Origin of the sequence: Xanthobacter dioxanivorans, assembly GCF_016807805.1 — a bacterium.
In the GTDB taxonomy this organism is placed as follows: Bacteria; Pseudomonadota; Alphaproteobacteria; order Rhizobiales; family Xanthobacteraceae; genus Xanthobacter; species Xanthobacter dioxanivorans.
The window spans coordinates 3,789,107-3,804,442 of the sequence record NZ_CP063362.1 but is presented as its reverse complement, the minus strand read 5'-3'; the positions used below and the strand labels follow the sequence as shown (position 1 = coordinate 3,804,442).

Genomic DNA, 15,336 nt, shown 5'->3' with positions numbered 1-15,336 from the left:
CTCACCCGCCCGCCACCAGGTCCGCTGCCACCAGATCCTCCAGCGCCGCGCCCACCGACTTGAACACCGTCACCGCCTCCGCATCGGTACGACCGGGCTTCAGCCCGGCGCACAATTCGTGCAGGTCGGCCACCACGCGATCCGGGGACCAGGCGCCCGATGCCATGGGCTGGAGCAGGTCGCCCGCCTCGGCGAGGGCGCCGGCATAGGTGTCCACATAGACGTCGCCGGTGACGATGAGCGCGTCGTCGCTCTCGCGCATGGCGGGCCGGAACGCGCCCACGAGATCCACATGGGCCCCCGGCTTCACGTCGCGGCCCAGCACCAGCGGCTCCGTCGAGGTGGTGGCACAGGTGACGATGTCCGCCGCGGCCACCGCGTCCACGAGATCCTCCTGCGCCATCGCCGGCAGGCCGAGATCGGCGAGGCGGCGCGCCAGGTCCTGCGCCCGCGCCGCCGACCGGCCCCATACCAGGATCCTGGAGATCGGCCGCACCGCGCAGTGTGCCATCGCCATATGGAAGGCGAGATGCCCGGTGCCCACCACCGCGAGCGTCTCGCTCTGCGGCCGCGACAGGAAGGCCGAGGCGAGGGCGGAGGTGGCGGCGGTGCGCCGGTTGGTGAGCGTCTCCGCCTCGACGATGGCCCGCAGCGCGCCGGTCTCGCCGTCGAACAGCACATAGATGCCGCTGACCGCCCCGAGGCCCTTCGCGCCGTTGGCCGGGAAGACGTTGACCAGCTTCACCCCCAGCGTCTGCCCGCGCCGCCAGGCGGGCATGGCAAGCAGGTGGGCGGGCTGGCCGGCGGGGCCCACCTCGTAGGCCTGCCGAGGCGGCGCTTCCACCGCCGCCTCGGCGAAGGCCGCCCGCAGGGCCGGGATCAGGCGATCGTAAGGGAGTGCCGCCGCCACTTCCTCGGCCGTGTAGATGCGAACCATGGACCCCTCGCGCTGCGATTCCCCTCCGCAGGCTAGAGCGCGATCGGATCGGATGGAAACCGCTTCTGCCGCCCTCCGAACGCCCGTCTGCCGGCGCGTGCACCGCGATCCCGCCGGGAAGGATGCGCGGCAACCTTTCTCCCGCCTCTGGTCATGCGACCGCGCGGGAACCAAAAGGCGCAGCGGTTACTTGGACCTGCAAAGGGAGATGTGCCATGCAATACGAACCGCTTTCCCGAAGACCTGTCCGGCGTTTCTTGCCGGAGTCCGACGACATCTTCCGTGCGCAGCCCGATCGCCCGCCGCCGGGCGCCTGGGAGGACGGCGACCAGGGCGACGAGCTGCTGTTCTGCGAGGGCCGACCGGTGGCGCGGGTCCTGTGCCGGGACCGGCTCTGGCTCTGGCATGTGGTCGGCTCGCCCCGCCCGCCCATGCGCGCCGGATCGCGCGCGGAAGCCCGGCAGCTCGCGCTCTTCTACGCCCGCCGCACCTGCGGCTGAGGAGATCGGCGCACGGCGGGTGTCCGCCTCCAAGATCAAATGAGAGACCGTTCTGATCAGATTGCCGTGCGCTCTGATCAGAACGGTCCCGAGGATGCCGGAAAGTCCTTGCCTGCCGCCCCGGGCGGGTGTGCCATCGATGGCAGGCGTTTTTGACGATAGGTGCGGGATGGCGCCACGGGCGAGCTGGAAGGGATTTCTCACCATCGGCGCCCTGAGCTGCGCCGTGGGCCTGTACGCGGCCGCCTCCACCGCCGAGCGCATCGCGCTCAACCTGGTGAACCGCAAGACCGGCCACCGCCTGCGCCGCCAGTATGTGGACGAGGAAACCGGCCAGCCGGTGGAGGGCGGCGACCAGGTCAAGGGCTACGAGGTGGAGAAGGGCGCCTTCGTCACGCTGGAGCCCGAGGAGGTTGCCTCCGTGGTCCCGCAGGGCGACAAGACCATCGCCATCGCGGCTTTCCTGCCGTGCGACGGCATCGACACCCTCTATCTCGACCGCCCCTATTTCCTCGCCCCCGTGGACGCCCCCGGCGCGGAAGCCTTCGCGCTCATCGCCGCCGGCATGCAGGCCGCGCAGGTGGCGGCGCTGGGCGAGGCGGTGCTGTTCCGCCGGGTGCGCAAGCTGCTCATCCGTCCCGGCCTCGAGAATGGCGCCCTGCTCGCGGATACGCTGAATTTCGACTACGAGGTGCGCCCGGCCGAAGAGGCCTTCGCCGGCATCCCCGAGGTGGCGGTGACCGGCGAGATGGTCGACCTCGCCACCCACATCATCCGCGGCAAGTCGGGCACCTTCGATCCCGCCGCCTTCGACGACCGCTACGAGGCGGCGCTGGCCGAGCTGGTGCGCGCCAAGATGGAGGGCCGCACCCTGCCCAAGGCCAGGACGCCGCGGGCGGCGAAGGTGGTGGACCTGCTCGACGCCTTGCGCGCCAGCGCCGGGGCGGCGGGCGGGGCGAAAAAACCCGCTCCGAAAGGCACCGGAGCCAAGGCGCGCGCGGCGGGCGGCAAGGCCAAGGCCGGCGAGAAGGCCGGCGCCAAGGCCGCTGCACGCCCTGCACCCCGCAGCGGACGGAAGGCGGGCTGAGCCATGGCCGACCTCGATCTCTACCGTGCCAAGCGCGATTTCGCCGCCACGCCCGAGCCCGAGGGCAAGGCGAAGGGCGGCGCCGGTCGCCGCAAGGGCCGCCAGCCGGCCCCCGAAGGCCTCTTCGTGGTGCAGAAGCACGCGGCGCGCCGGCTGCATTACGACTTCCGCCTGGAGATGGGCGGGGTGCTGAAGAGCTGGGCGGTGACGCGCGGCCCGAGCCTCGTGCCCGGCGAGAAGCGCCTCGCCGTGCATGTGGAGGACCATCCCCTCGCCTATGCCGGCTTCGAGGGCACCATCCCCAAGGGCGAGTATGGCGGCGGCAGCGTCATCGTCTGGGATCGCGGCACCTGGACCCCGGTGGGCGACCCGCACGCCGCCTATGCCAAGGGCCATATGGAATTCACCCTGGACGGGGAAAAGCTCCACGGCCGCTGGCACCTGGTGCGCATGGCGCCGCGCGGCCGGGGAACGGCGGACGGGAAGAAGGACAACTGGCTGCTGATCAAGGCCGATGACGATGCCGCCCGGCCGGAGGGGGCGCCGGATGTTCTCGACGAGCTGCCCCTCTCGGTGCTGAGCGGGCGCGACATCGCCGATCTTTCCAGCGACCCGCCGCCCGAGGGCAAGAGCACGCCGAGGGCGAGAAGCAAGCCGAAGGTGAAGGCGGCTCCCGCAGGCGCGGCGCCGGCGCAAGCGAAAGCGGCTCCGCCGCCGCAGCCCGATCCCCCTGTTTGGCCCAAGGGTGCCAAAGCGGCGCCGCTGCCGGACTTCGTGCCTCCGGCGCTGGCCACCCTCGCCACCCGCCCGCCGGCGGGGCAGCGCTACGTGCACGAGATCAAGTTCGACGGCTACCGCATCGAGGCGCGCATCGCCGGCGGGCGGGTGCGGCTTCTCACCCGCACCGGGCTCGACTGGACCCACAGGTTCGGCCCCGAGGTCCTGGCGGTGCTGGCGGCCTTGCCGGTGCGCGAGGCCCTGATCGACGGCGAGATGGTGGTGGAAAGCGGCAACGGCGCCTCCGACTTCTCGGCCCTGCAGGCGGACCTGAGCGACGGCCGCACCGACCGCTTCCTCTATTGCGCCTTCGACCTCCTGCATCTTGACGGCATGGACCTGACCGGCGCCGCCCTCGTCGAGCGCAAGGCGGCCCTGGAGCGGCTGATCCCGCCCGGCGAGGGCAAGGTGCGGTTCTCCATCCATTTCGAGGACGACGGCTCCCTCGTGCTCCAGCACGCCTGCCGGCTCAGCCTGGAGGGCGTCGTCTCCAAGCTGAAGAATGCCCCCTACCGCTCCGGCCGCTCGCGCGACTGGATCAAGTCCAAGTGCTCGGACCGGCAGGAGTTCGTCATCGGCGGCTTCGTGCCCTCCACCACCACCCGCGACGCCATCGGCTCGCTGGTGCTGGGGGCGTTCGAGGACGGCAAGCTGCGCCACGTGGGGCGCGTGGGCACCGGCTTCACCGCCCGCGTGGCCGCCGACCTGCATGCGCTGCTGGCGCCGGACGCGGTCGCCGCATCGCCCTTTTCCGGCAGGCTCCCGGCGGAGGCGGCGCGGGGCGTCACCTTCGTGAAGCCGGTCCATGTGGCGGAGGTGGAATTCCGCAGCTGGACGGGGGACGGCCATTTGCGCCACGCCGCCTTCCGCGGCCTGCGCGACGACAAGCCCGCCGCCGAGGTGGAGCGCGAGGCGCCGCCGCCCGCCGCCGCGAAAAATACGAAAGACAAGACGGCAGAAGAGGAAGCAAATCCGCCCCGGCGCCGCGTGCGCCTCACCCATCCCGACCGCATCTACTGGCCGGATGTGGGACTGACCAAGGAAGGCCTCGCCGATTACTATGCCGAGGTCTGGCGCCACATGGCCCCCTTCGTCGCTGGCCGGCCGCTGGCCCTGGTGCGCTGCCCGGAGGGGATCGACGGCCCCCGCTTCTTCCAGAAGCACCCATGGAAGGGGCTCGACCGCACCATCCTGCTGGTGCCCGATCCGCAGGAGCCGAAGGCGCCGCCCTATGTGGCCGTCCGCGACCTCGACGGGCTCACCGCTTTGGTGCAGGGGGCGGTGCTGGAGATCCACCCCTTCGGCTCCACCATCGCCGACTGGGAGCGACCCGACACCTTGATCATGGACCTCGACCCCGGCGACGGGGTCGGCTGGCCCGCCGTGCTCGCGGCGGCGGCGGAGGTGCGGGCGCGGCTGGAGAAAGCCGGGCTCGCCGCCTTCGTGAAAACCTCCGGCGGCAAGGGTTTGCACGTCTGCGCCCCGCTGACGCCGAAGGCCGACTGGGCGGCGGCGAAGGCCTTCACCAAGGCCATGGCGGAGGCGATGGCCACCGACAGCCCGACCCTCTATGTCGCCACCATCGCCAAGGCCAGGCGCACGGGGCGCATCCTCGTCGACTACCTGCGCAACCAGCGCGGCCAGACGGCGGTGGCGCCCTATTCCACCCGCGCCCGGCCCGGCGCCCCTGTCTCCATGCCGCTGGCCTGGGAGGAGCTGTCCACCGACATCGGCCCGGCCCACTTTACCGCGCTCAACGCCCTGACGCGGCTTGAAAATCTTTCCGCCGACCCGTGGGCGGACTTCCGCCGGGCGGCGGTTCCCCTGCCCGGCTGAGGGCTCACACCACCTTCAGCTCGCGCACCGGCCGGTTGCCGGCGAGGCGGGAGAAGGCGAGCGGGGAGAGGTCGAGGCTCACATAGCGCCCGTGCACGACCAGTTCGGCAATGCCCCGCCCCACCGCCGGCGCCTGCTGGAGCCCGTGGCCGGAGAAACCGTTGGCGAGGTAGAAGCCCTCCAGGCCGTCGACGGGACCGATGAAAGCGTTCTGGTCAAAGGCGTTCATGTCGTAATGCCCGGCCCAGGCGCGGCCCGGGCGGATGCGCTCGAAGGCTGGCACGCGGGCGGCGAGCGCGGGCCAGACCACGTCGTCGAAGAAGGCGTGGTCCACCTCGAAATCGTCGCTGTCCGGATCGTCCTCCGGCGCCGGCGCCGCGCCGCACAGGAAGCCCCGGCCCTCGGGTCGCACATAGGTGCCGCTGGGATCGATGAGAAGCGGGCAGCCGGGCACCTCGTCCTGCGCGGTGAAGGTGAAAATCATCCGCTTCTTCATATGGATGGGGATGTCGATGCCGGCCGCGCGCGCGATCGCCCGGCCGCCGGCTCCGGCCGCGTTCACCACTGCGCCGCAGGCGATCTCCTCGCCCCCCGCCAGCACCACGCCGGCCACCCGGCCGCCCGCCACCCGCACCCCCTGCGCCCGCGCCGCGCGGTAGGTGACACCCAGCGCGCGCGCCTTGCGGCGAAAGGCCTGCATGAGGCCGTAGCCGTCGAACCAGCCTTCGCCGGAGAGGCCGTGGCAGCCGGCGGCCAGGCCCTCGACATTCAGCCACGGGAAGCGGGCGGCCAGAGCCTCCGGCTCCAGGAAGGCGATGTCGGCGCCATGCGCCACCTGCACGCCGTGCCCCGCCGCCAGCGCCGCCCGCCCCTGCGGACCGGCGAGGAAGAGATAGCCGCCCTCGGTGAGGCCGATCTCCGGCCGCTCCCCCTCCACCGCCAGCCTCTCGCCGATCTCGCGCAGGAAGGAGATGCCGTGGAGCGAGATCTCAACGTTGATGGCGGTGGAATATTGCTGGCGGATGGACGCCGCCGACAGGGCCGAGGCGCAGCGCTGGTAGGAGGGATCGGGCTCCAGCACCAGCACCCGGCCGCCGAAGCCGGGATCCGACGCCAGGTGATAGGCGACGGAGGAGCCGGTCACCGCCCCGCCGATCACCACCACGTCGAACGCCGCCATCGCCCTCAGTCCTGCGCGAGGGCGGCGATGGTGGCGAGCACGGCCTGCGTATCCGCCCCGAGGCGGGGGCTGGCGGCCTTCGCCACCTGCCGCTCGCCGTCGAGCACGATGGGGCTCGCCACCGCCGGCACCGTGCCGCCGCCGGCCTCGACGAGGTCCACGCGCAGGCCGCGGGCCTTCACCTGCGGGTCGTCGAACACCTGGGACACGGTGTTGATGGGGCCGGCCGGAACGCCCTGCTTCTCCAGCGCCGCGAGCAGGTCGTCGCGGCGGAAGGCGGCGGTGCGGGCCGAAAGCTGCGGCACCAGCGCCGCCCGGTGGGCGACGCGCTCGGGATTGGTGCGGTAGTCGTCCTCGTGCGCCAGCTCCGCCACGCCGAGCACGGCGCAGAAGCGGGCGAACTGGCCGTCATTGCCCACGGCGGCGATGAAATAGCCGTCCGAGCAGGGAAAGACCTGGTACGGCACGATGTTGGGATGGGCATTGCCCATGCGCGTCGGCGCCTTGCCGGAGGCGAGATAGTTCATGGCCTGGTTGGCGAGCACCCCCACCTGGGTGTCGAGCAGCGCCATGTCCACATGGCCGCCGACACCGGTGGACTCGCGCCGGCGCAGGGCGGCGAGGATGCCGATGGTGGCGTAGAGGCCGGTGAAGATGTCGGCGAAGGCCACCCCCACCTTCTGCGGCTCGCCCCCGGGCGCGCCGGTGAGGTCCATGATGCCGCCCATGCCCTGCACCAGGAAATCGTAGCCGCGCGCGCGGGCATAGGGCCCGTCCTGGCCGAAACCGGTGATGGAGCAATAGACGAGGCCGGGATTTTCCGCCTTCAGGCTCTCGTAGTCGAGGCCGTATTTCTTCAGGCCGCCGAGCTTGAAATTCTCGATGACCACGTCGCTCTGGCGGGCCAGGGCGCGGATGGTGGCCTGCCCCGCCTCCGTCTCGAAATCCACGGCGACCGAGCGCTTGCCGCGGTTGGTGGCGTGGAAATAGGCGGCACCGAGATCGGCTCCATCCGCCCCGGTCAGGAAGGGAGGCCCCCAGGTGCGGGTGTCGTCGCCGGCGCCGGGCCGCTCCACCTTGATCACCTCGGCGCCGAGGTCGGCGAGCATCTGCCCGCACCAGGGACCGGCGAGGATGCGGGCAAGTTCGAGGACGCGAAGGCCGGCGAGGGGTTGGGACATGATGGGACTCGTATTGACGAATGAGTCGGACGACGATGCCACGACCGCCGCTTCCGTTGTCATCCCCCGGCTTGTCCGGGGGAACCACTCTGCCGTTTGTCAGGCGGCCGGCCAAGCGGCGCGTTGGATGCCCCGGACAAGCCGGGGCATGACAGCTTTTGACGGGCTGAGATTCCCCCCACTTCTCAGAAGAACGCCTGGATGCCGGTGATGGCCCGGCCAAGGATCAGCGCGTGGATGTCGTGCGTGCCCTCGTAGGTGTTCACGGTTTCGAGGTTCGCCGCGTGGCGGATGACGTGGAACTCGGCGGAGATGCCGTTGCCGCCGTGCATGTCGCGGGCGGTGCGGGCGATGTCCAGGGCCTTGCCGCAATTGTTGCGCTTCAGGAAGGAGATCGCCTCCACCGGAAGCTGGCTGGCCTCGAACATGCGGCCGGCGCGCAGGCAGAGCTGCAGGCCGAGGGCGATCTCGGTGGCCATGTCGGCGAGCTTCTTCTGCACCAGCTGGTTGGCGGCGAGCGGCTTGCCGAACTGCTTGCGGTCGAGGGTGTACTGGCGAGCCTGCGCGTAGCAGGCCTCGGCCGCGCCGATGGCGCCCCAGCCGATGCCGAATCGCGCCCGGTTGAGGCAGCCGAAGGGGCCGGCGAGGCCCGAGGCCTTGGGCAGGAGGTTCTCTTCCGGGATCTCCACGTCCTCAAGCACGATCTCGCCGGTGATGGAGGCGCGCAGCGAGAGCTTGCCCTCGATCTTGGGGTGGAAAAGCCCTTCATGCCGCGCTCCACCACGAAGCCGCGGATGGCGTTGTCGTGGGCGGCGGACTTGGCCCACACCACCGCCAGGTCGGCGATGGGGGAGTTGGTGATCCACATCTTGGCGCCGTTCAGGCGATAGCCGCCGTCGATCTTCTCGGCGCGGGTGCGCATGCCGGCCGGGTCGGAGCCGGCGTCCGGCTCGGTGAGGCCGAAGCAGCCCACCCATTCGCCGCTGGCGAGCTTCGGCAGGTACTTCCTGCGCTGCTCCTCGGAGCCGTAGGCATAGATGGGGTGCATGACGAGGGAGGACTGCACGCTCATGGCCGAGCGGTAGCCACTGTCCACCCGTTCCACCTCGCGCGCCGCGAGGCCGTAGGAGACGTAGCCAAGCCCGGCGCCGCCGTATTCCGCCGGGATGGTGGGGCCGAGCAGGCCGAGCTCGCCCATCTCGTTCATGATCTCGCGGTCGAACCGCTCGTCCAGATAGGCCGAGGTCACGCGCGGCAGCAGCTTTTCCTGCGCATAGTCGCGCGCCGTGTCGCGCACCAGACGCTCGTCCTCGGTGAGCTGGCCATTGAGGTCGAACGGATCGGCCCAGTCGAAGACGGGCTTGGAACTGGCGGACGAAGGGGCGGCCATGGCGTGTCTCCCGCTGGAGGCCCGGCGGTCATTGCCGGGCTGCATTTACATTCCTACCAGTCGGTATATAACTATCACGCATCAGTCAAGGGAGCGCACCGCTGCAGGAAGAACGCGACAGGGACGACCGCGACACGGACGAGCCTGGAGGACAGGCCTCGGCGGGCCGGCGCGGGCGGCCGCGCAAGGGTCCGGCCACCGCCGCGCGGCTGGGGCGCCCGCCGATGATGCAGGACCCGCGCGCGGAAATCCTGCGCAAGGCGGCGGAGCTGTTCGCCCAGAAGGGATATTCCGAAAGCTCGCTCAACGAGCTCGCCCGCGCCATGAACTATTCCAAAGGCGCCATCTACAATTATTTCTCCTCCAAGCAGGAGATCTACGACGCCATCATCATCTTCACCCTCACCGGCCTCTACGAAACCGCGGCCAAGGCGGTGAAGGAGGCCGATCCGCCGGTGGAGCGCCTGCGCCACTACATGATGGCCCACGCCCGCTTCCTCGCGGACAATTACGACTGCTTCGTCACCATGCTGGTGGGCTTCTCCGGCATGGCCAATGCCGAGCTCAAGGACGACGCCCTGCGCCTGCGCGATGCCCATGAGGGCCTGCTGCGCCAGATCCTCGCCGCCGGCATCGCCGACGGCTCCTTCCGGGGCATCGACGCGGCCATGACCGGGCGCGCGGTGCTCTCGCTGCTGAGCTGGATGGTGCGCTGGTTCAAGCCCGGCGGAAAAAAGAGCGCCGAGGACGTGGCGCAGGACTATTTCGACCTCGTCCTGCGCGGGATGCAGCCGCGGGAGGGGTGAGGGTTGGGAAGCTCCGATCGCGGTCGCTCCACGGCCCAGAACCGGATGCTCCTCGCTTCCTATGGCAGGCCGGACGGCGCCCCGAGCGCGAAATTGTTCCGGTATCTGGAAAAAAGGCGCTCCACCTCGTCGATCCGAAAATACCTAATGTTCGCGGTCTTGCTTGTCGGCTTGTCCTGCCGCGCCACTTTGGCGGCCTCGGCGCGCGGGATGACATAGATGGCGCGGCCATGGCCTTCGCCTTGGCCCAAGATAACAATTGCAAGCCAGTCGAATTGATCTGGCTCGTTGTACTCCACATAGGCTGATCCGACCTTGAAAGTGCGGGACTTTACAGAGATGCGCTGCGGCGGAAGTCCGAGCGGCTGAGCAATCACATCGTACTGCGGCCAGTTGTCGGGAACCTTCAGGGCGGGAATTCCGGCGAGCGTCAATTCAGCTGCGACGAGCATTTCACAGGCATCGCCCATCTGCTTTGTCGTAAAGTCCCTCACTCTCACTGCCCCTGCTCCCCTCACGGAAAGCCGCCGCATGGACGGCATGTCGGCTTTTAATCTCGCTGCTCGCGAGGGAAGGCGCCACTGCGGACCGCGAGCAGCGGCCGGCAGGCCCTGCCGCCGCAAAGGGAAGAGCCCGCCTCCCCCGCCTCGCACCTCATCCCACCTCGAAGGTCACGCCCTGGGCCAGCGGCAGCTTCATGCCGTAATTGATGGTGTTGGTGGCGCGCCGCATATAGGCCTTCCAGCTGTCGGAGCCGGCCTCGCGCCCGCCGCCGGTCTCCTTCTCGCCGCCGAACGCGCCGCCGATCTCCGCCCCCGACGGGCCGATGTTCACGTTGGCGATGCCGCAGTCGGACCCGGTGACGGACAGGAACAGCTCGGCTTCCCGCAGGTCGGTGGTGAACACCGAGGAGGCGAGGCCCTGGGGCACCTCGTTGTTGAGGCGCACCGCCTCGGCAAAGGCGCCGTAGCGCAGCACGTAGAGGATGGGGGCGAAGGTCTCCGCCGCCACCGTGTCGGTCTGCGCCGGCATCTCCACCAAGGCGGGACGCACATAGAAGGCGCCGGGCAAGGCCGCCTCCCCCACCCGCTCGCCGCCGGTCACCGTGCCGCCGGCGGCGCGCGCGGCGTCGAGGGCGAGCTGCATGGTGCCGAACGCCGCGCCGTCGATGAGCGGCCCCACCAGCGTTGCCGCCGCGCGCGGATCGCCTACGCTCACAGAGCCGTAGGCCGTCTTCAGCCGCGCGACGAGCGCGTCATAGATCCCGTCGTGCACGATGAGGCGGCGCAGCGAGGTGCAGCGCTGGCCAGCGGTGCCCATGGCGGCGAAGGCCACCGCCCGCACCGTGAGGTCGAGATCGGCCGAGGGGCAGACGATGGCGGCGTTGTTGCCGCCCAGCTCCAGGATGGCGCGGCCGAAGCGCTCGGCGACGCGCGGCCCCACGGACCGGCCCATGGCGGTGGAGCCGGTGGCGGAAATAATCGGCACGCGCGCATCGTCCACCAGCGCCTCGCCCGCGTCGCGGCCGCCCAGCACCAGGGTGGAGAGCCCCTCCGGCACGTCGCCGAAGCGCGCGGCGGCCCGGCGGAAGACGGCATCCACCGCCAGCGCGGTGAGCGGCGTCTTCTCCGAGGGCTTCCACACCACCGCATCGCCGCAGACGAAGGCCAGCGCCGCGTTCCACGACCACACCGCCACCGGGAAGTTGAAGGCGGAGATGACGCCCACCACGCCCATGGGGTGCCAGGTCTCCATCATCCGGTGGTCGGGCCGCTCGGTAGCGATGGTCAGGCCGTGGAGCTGGCGCGACAGGCCGGTGGCGAAGTCGCAGATGTCGATCATCTCCTGCACCTCGCCCGCCCCTTCCGAGGCGATCTTGCCCGCCTCCAGCGTCACCAGGGCGGCGAGGTCCGCCTTGACGGCGCGCAGCTCCGCGCCGAACAGGCGCACCAGCTCGCCGCGCCGCGGCGCCGGCACCGTGCGCCAGGCAAGATAGGCGGCGTGGGCGCGGGCGATGGCCCGCTCCACCTCCCCCGCACCCATCTCCGGCACATGGGCCAGGACCTCGCCGGTGAGCGGCGAGCACGCCGCGCGCGGACCCCTGAGGGCATCGCCGCCGACGCCGAGCCGCGTCAGGATCTCCCTGGCCTCAGACGGAAGGATGCCGGGTTCGGGAAAGCGGGACATCACCATCTCCTCGGGTTCGATCGGTTTCCCTTTTAGAGCGTTTTCGAGGGAAGTGGAGACCGGTTCGCGTGAAGAAAACGCGATCACGCAAAGACATAGGGCGTTTCCCCGATTCCATGAAGCGGGCAAGCGCCCCGCCCGTCGCGGCGGAAGCCGGGAACCGGCCGCGGCGGGGATCGTTGGTCTGTGGCGGGCGGCGGTTGCCGCGCGCCCGATGCAAGAGGAGGGATGCATGCCGCAGACCACCAGCACGCCGGAGAAATCCGCCGACATTGCGCTGCGCGGCCTCACCGAAACCGAGCGCGACCAGATCCGCCGGCGCGCCCACGCCATCTGGCGGGAGGAAGGCTATCCGCAGGGCCGCGACCGCGCCCACTGGGAGATGGCGGAGCTCCAGGTGCTCAAGGGGCGACGGTCCTATTAGAGCGTTTTCAGCAAAAGCGGACTCCGGTATTGCGTCAAGAAAACGCGTCGAAACAAAAGCCTGGAGCACATTCGGCAAACCGATGTTCGCCGAATGTGCCCTAGCGGCGGGAGGAGATCTTATGCCTGCCAAATCGAAAGCCCAGCAGATGGCCGCCGGCGCGGCGCTTGCGGCCAAGCGCGGCGAGCAGCCGAAAAGCAAGCTGAAGGGCGCCTCCCACTCCATGGTGGATTCCATGAGCGAGAAGGAGCTCCATGACCTCGCATCCACCAAGAGGAAGGGCAAGCCCGCGCATGCGCCCCGTGACTGAGCCCGGTCCGGCAGGCTGGTGAGGCGACCATGGCGCCGCGCTCCTTCTGGAAAGGCTATCTGAAGCTCTCCCTCGTCACCTGCCGGGTGGCCATGACGCCGGCGACGAGCGAGCGCGAGAAGCTGCGCTTCCATACCCTCAACCGCGCCACCGGCCACCGCGTGGTGTCCCGCTATTTCGACGAAGGGACGGGCAAGGCGGTGGACGAGGCCGACGCGGCGCGCGGCTACCAGACCGGCGAGAACAGCTATGTGCTGCTGGAGGACGAGGAGCTCGACGCCATCGCCCTCGACAGCACCCGCACCATCGACATCGACCGCTTCGTGCCGCGCGACAGCGTCGGCTGGGCGTATCTGGACGCGCCGCATTACCTGGTGCCCGACGACGAGGTGGGCACGGAGGCATTCGCCGTCATCCGCGAGGCCATGGCGCAGAGCCGGACGGCGGCCCTTGCCCGCCTCGTCCTCTACCGGCGCGAGCGCGCCGTGATGGTCGAGCCGCGCGGGCGCGGCCTGGTGCTGTGGACCCTGCGCTACGGCGACGAGGTGCGCCGGTTCGACGGGGCGCCCGCAGCGGATGGCGGCCCCGACAAGGCCGCCCTTGCTTTGGTGAAGAAGCTGATCGCCGAGCGCACCCGCCCGTGGACGCCGGACATGGTGGAAGACCCGGTGCAGGACGCCCTGCTCGGCCTCATCGCGGCCAAGCGCAGCAAGCGCCCGGCGCGTAGGCCGAAGGCCGCCGCCGCGCCGGAGCCGGCCTCCAACGTGGTGAACATCATGGACGCGCTGAAACGCAGCCTTTCGGCCGGGAGGAGGCGCGGCGGCAAGTAACGCCGCCAGGCGCTCAGGAAGTAACGCCGACAGGCGCTCAGGCCGGCGCGCCTTCCTTCAGCAGCTTCCAGGTGATGGAATCGATCAGCGCCTCGAACGAGGCGTCGATGATGTTGGGCGACACGCCGACCGTGGTCCAGCGGTCGCCGGTCTCGTCCGCGCTCTCGATGAGCACGCGGGTGACCGCCTCGGTGCCGCCGTTCAGCACGCGCACGCGATAGTCGGTGAGGTGCAGCCCGGAAATGAAGGGCTGGTACCGGCCCAGATCCTTGCGCAGAGCGAGGTCGAGGGCGTTCACCGGGCCGTTGCCCTCGGCGGCGGAGAGGAGCGTCTCCTCCCCCACCTTCACCTTGACGATGGCCTCGGCCACGGTGGTGATCTCGCCCTTGGCGTTGAAGCGCCGCTCCACCTTCACGCTGAAGCGCTCCACGTCGAAGAAGTCCGGCACGTTGCCGAGCACGCGCCGCGCCAGAAGGGCGAAGGAGGCGTCCGCCGCCTCGTAGGCATAGCCCAGCGCCTCGCGGGTCTTCACCTCGTCGAGCAGGCGGGAGATGCGCGGATCGGCCTTGTCCACCGGCACGCCGAGGCGCTCCAGCTCCGCCAGCACGTTGGACTTGCCCGCCTGGTCCGAGACCAGCAGCTTGCGCCGGTTGCCCACCGCCTCCGGGGCCACATGCTCGTAGGTGGCGGGATCCTTCAGGATGGCCGAGGCATGGATGCCGGCCTTGGTGGCGAAGGCGCTCTCGCCCACATAGGGGGCGTGGCGGTCCGGCGCGCGGTTCAGCATCTCGTCCAGGGTGCGCGAGACATGGGCGATGTCGGCCAGCGCCTGCGGCGAGACGCCGATGTCGAAGCGCTTGGAATAGTCGCTCTTCAGCAGCAGCGTCGGGATGATGGAGCACAGGTTCGCGTTGCCGCAGCGCTCGCCCAGGCCGTTGAGGGTGCCCTGGATCTGCCGCGCCCCGGCGCGCACGGCGGCGAGGGAGTTCGCCACCGCCTGCTCGGTGTCGTTGTGGGCGTGGATGCCCACGTGGTCGCCCGGCACCACCTTCACCACCTCGGCGACGATGGCTTCCACCTCATGGGGCAGCGTGCCGCCATTGGTGTCGCACAGCACCACCCAGCGGGCACCGGCCTCGTAGGCGGCGCGGGCGCAGGCGAGGGCGAAGTCGCTGTCTTCCTTGAATCCGTCGAAGAAGTGCTCGCAATCCACCAGCGCCTCGCGGCCGGCGGCCACCGCCGCCGCCACGCTCTCGCGGATGGAGGCGAGGTTCTCCTCATTCGTGGTCTCCAGCGCCACCCGCACCTGGTAGGCGGACGACTTGGCGACGAAGCAGATGGCGTCCGCCTTGGCCGCGAGCAGCGCGGCGATGCCGGGATCGTTGGAGGCGGAGCGGCCGGGGCGCTTGGTCATGCCGAAGGCGGTGAGGCGGGCCTTCGCCGGATGCTCCTCGGCGAACAGCTGGGTGTCGGTGGGATTGGCGCCGGGATAGCCCGCCTCCACGTAGTCGACCCCGAGCTGGTCGAGCAGGCCCAGGACCCGGATCTTGTCGGCGACGGTGAAGTCCACCCCATTGGTCTGCGCCCCGTCGCGCAGGGTGGTGTCGAAGAGGTAGAGGCGTTCTTTGCTCGGCATGGATCTGGTCTTTCCTCCGGCCGTTCCTGCGGCGACGCCGGCCCCCTCACCCGTCTCGCGGCTGCGCCGCGATCCACCCTCTCCCGCAAGGGGAGAGGGGCTGTCCCGCTTTGCCTCCCCTCTCCCCTCGCGGGAGAGGGGCCGGGGGTGAGGGGTGGCGGGACGGTGCGGTCCATCTCCCGCCACGGATCTGGCGGCACCAGCCCCCTCACCCGTCGCGCGGCCGCGCCGCGATCCACCCTCTCCCGCGAGGGG

The 15,336-nt window shown here is 70.3% G+C and carries 13 protein-coding genes and 1 pseudogene; 7 read left to right on the top strand and 7 right to left on the bottom strand.

Annotated features, from left to right (window positions below):
- Position 1: 1 nt before the first annotated feature.
- A complete protein-coding gene (lhpI, locus tag EZH22_RS17715; protein ID WP_203191833.1) occupies positions 2-937 on the bottom strand; it encodes a bifunctional Delta(1)-pyrroline-2-carboxylate/Delta(1)-piperideine-2-carboxylate reductase in 936 nt (311 codons plus the stop codon).
- Positions 938-1,152: 215 nt separating this feature from the next.
- Here lhpI and EZH22_RS17710 point away from each other — a divergent pair, with 215 nt between their 5' ends.
- From EZH22_RS17710 to ligD, 3 genes are all read left to right on the top strand, one after another.
- Positions 1,153-1,437 carry a hypothetical protein gene (locus EZH22_RS17710; RefSeq protein WP_203191832.1) on the top strand — a complete coding sequence of 95 codons (285 nt, stop codon included), beginning with the start codon at positions 1,153-1,155 and terminating at the stop codon, positions 1,435-1,437.
- A 169-nt stretch (positions 1,438-1,606) separates the two neighbouring features.
- Positions 1,607-2,524 carry a non-homologous end joining protein Ku gene (gene ku, locus EZH22_RS17705; RefSeq protein WP_203191831.1) on the top strand — a complete coding sequence of 306 codons (918 nt, stop codon included), beginning with the start codon at positions 1,607-1,609 and terminating at the stop codon, positions 2,522-2,524.
- Between the two features lie 3 nt (positions 2,525-2,527).
- Positions 2,528-5,137, top strand: a complete 2,610-nt coding sequence (gene ligD / locus EZH22_RS17700) for a DNA ligase D (protein WP_203191830.1) — start codon at positions 2,528-2,530, stop codon at positions 5,135-5,137.
- 4 nt (positions 5,138-5,141) lie between these two features.
- Here the strand turns inward: ligD and EZH22_RS17695 are convergent, their stop codons facing one another.
- The 3 genes and pseudogenes from EZH22_RS17695 to EZH22_RS17685 form a co-directional block, all read right to left on the bottom strand.
- Positions 5,142-6,317 carry an NAD(P)/FAD-dependent oxidoreductase gene (locus tag EZH22_RS17695; RefSeq protein ID WP_203191829.1) on the bottom strand — a complete coding sequence of 392 codons (1,176 nt, stop codon included), beginning with the start codon at positions 6,315-6,317 and terminating at the stop codon, positions 5,142-5,144.
- A 5-nt stretch (positions 6,318-6,322) separates the two neighbouring features.
- Entirely contained in the window at positions 6,323-7,498 is a 1,176-nt protein-coding gene (locus tag EZH22_RS17690; RefSeq protein WP_203191828.1) for a CaiB/BaiF CoA transferase family protein, read from the bottom strand.
- 185 nt (positions 7,499-7,683) lie between these two features.
- Positions 7,684-8,888 (bottom strand): annotated as a pseudogene (locus tag EZH22_RS17685) (acyl-CoA dehydrogenase).
- Positions 8,889-9,112: 224 nt separating this feature from the next.
- Here EZH22_RS17685 and EZH22_RS17680 point away from each other — a divergent pair.
- The gene (locus EZH22_RS17680) at positions 9,113-9,694 is read left to right on the top strand and encodes a TetR/AcrR family transcriptional regulator (RefSeq protein ID WP_203191827.1); all 582 of its coding nucleotides are present in this window, start codon (positions 9,113-9,115) and stop codon (positions 9,692-9,694) included.
- Between the two features lie 59 nt (positions 9,695-9,753).
- Here EZH22_RS17680 and EZH22_RS17675 read toward each other — a convergent pair whose 3' ends face one another.
- Positions 9,754-10,188 carry a hypothetical protein gene (locus EZH22_RS17675; RefSeq protein ID WP_231711026.1) on the bottom strand — a complete coding sequence of 145 codons (435 nt, stop codon included), beginning with the start codon at positions 10,186-10,188 and terminating at the stop codon, positions 9,754-9,756.
- Between the two features lie 160 nt (positions 10,189-10,348).
- Positions 10,349-11,881: an L-piperidine-6-carboxylate dehydrogenase gene (amaB, locus tag EZH22_RS17670; protein WP_203191825.1), complete on the bottom strand. Its 1,533-nt coding sequence runs from the start codon at positions 11,879-11,881 to the stop codon at positions 10,349-10,351.
- Positions 11,882-12,113: 232 nt separating this feature from the next.
- Here amaB and EZH22_RS17665 point away from each other — a divergent pair, with 232 nt between their 5' ends.
- From EZH22_RS17665 to ku (EZH22_RS17655), 3 genes are all read left to right on the top strand, one after another.
- A complete protein-coding gene (locus tag EZH22_RS17665; protein ID WP_203191824.1) occupies positions 12,114-12,305 on the top strand; it encodes a DUF2934 domain-containing protein in 192 nt (63 codons plus the stop codon).
- Between the two features lie 121 nt (positions 12,306-12,426).
- Positions 12,427-12,615 (top strand): DUF3008 family protein, encoded by a 189-nt coding sequence (locus EZH22_RS17660; RefSeq protein ID WP_203191823.1) that lies wholly within the window; start codon positions 12,427-12,429, stop codon positions 12,613-12,615.
- Between the two features lie 29 nt (positions 12,616-12,644).
- Positions 12,645-13,445 carry a non-homologous end joining protein Ku gene (ku, locus tag EZH22_RS17655; RefSeq protein ID WP_203191822.1) on the top strand — a complete coding sequence of 267 codons (801 nt, stop codon included), beginning with the start codon at positions 12,645-12,647 and terminating at the stop codon, positions 13,443-13,445.
- Positions 13,446-13,482: 37 nt separating this feature from the next.
- Here the strand turns inward: ku (EZH22_RS17655) and cimA are convergent, their stop codons facing one another.
- Positions 13,483-15,081, bottom strand: coding sequence for a citramalate synthase (gene cimA / locus EZH22_RS17650; protein WP_231711025.1), 1,599 nt, complete (start codon positions 15,079-15,081; stop codon positions 13,483-13,485).
- Between the last annotated feature and the right edge of the window lie 255 nt (positions 15,082-15,336).

What these genes read in the sequence shown, in the direction of transcription:
- lhpI (WP_203191833.1), bottom strand. Translation starts at nt 937, where the DNA reads ATGGTTCGCATCTACACGGCCGAGGAAGTGGCGGCGGCACTCCCTTAC.
- EZH22_RS17710 (WP_203191832.1), top strand. Translation starts at nt 1,153, where the DNA reads ATGCAATACGAACCGCTTTCCCGAAGACCTGTCCGGCGTTTCTTGCCG.
- ku (WP_203191831.1), top strand. Translation starts at nt 1,607, where the DNA reads ATGGCGCCACGGGCGAGCTGGAAGGGATTTCTCACCATCGGCGCCCTG.
- ligD (WP_203191830.1), top strand. Translation starts at nt 2,528, where the DNA reads ATGGCCGACCTCGATCTCTACCGTGCCAAGCGCGATTTCGCCGCCACG.
- EZH22_RS17695 (WP_203191829.1), bottom strand. Translation starts at nt 6,317, where the DNA reads ATGGCGGCGTTCGACGTGGTGGTGATCGGCGGGGCGGTGACCGGCTCC.
- EZH22_RS17690 (WP_203191828.1), bottom strand. Translation starts at nt 7,498, where the DNA reads ATGTCCCAACCCCTCGCCGGCCTTCGCGTCCTCGAACTTGCCCGCATC.
- EZH22_RS17680 (WP_203191827.1), top strand. Translation starts at nt 9,113, where the DNA reads ATGATGCAGGACCCGCGCGCGGAAATCCTGCGCAAGGCGGCGGAGCTG.
- amaB (WP_203191825.1), bottom strand. Translation starts at nt 11,881, where the DNA reads ATGTCCCGCTTTCCCGAACCCGGCATCCTTCCGTCTGAGGCCAGGGAG.
- EZH22_RS17665 (WP_203191824.1), top strand. Translation starts at nt 12,114, where the DNA reads ATGCCGCAGACCACCAGCACGCCGGAGAAATCCGCCGACATTGCGCTG.
- EZH22_RS17660 (WP_203191823.1), top strand. Translation starts at nt 12,427, where the DNA reads ATGCCTGCCAAATCGAAAGCCCAGCAGATGGCCGCCGGCGCGGCGCTT.
- ku (WP_203191822.1), top strand. Translation starts at nt 12,645, where the DNA reads ATGGCGCCGCGCTCCTTCTGGAAAGGCTATCTGAAGCTCTCCCTCGTC.
- cimA (WP_231711025.1), bottom strand. Translation starts at nt 15,081, where the DNA reads ATGCCGAGCAAAGAACGCCTCTACCTCTTCGACACCACCCTGCGCGAC.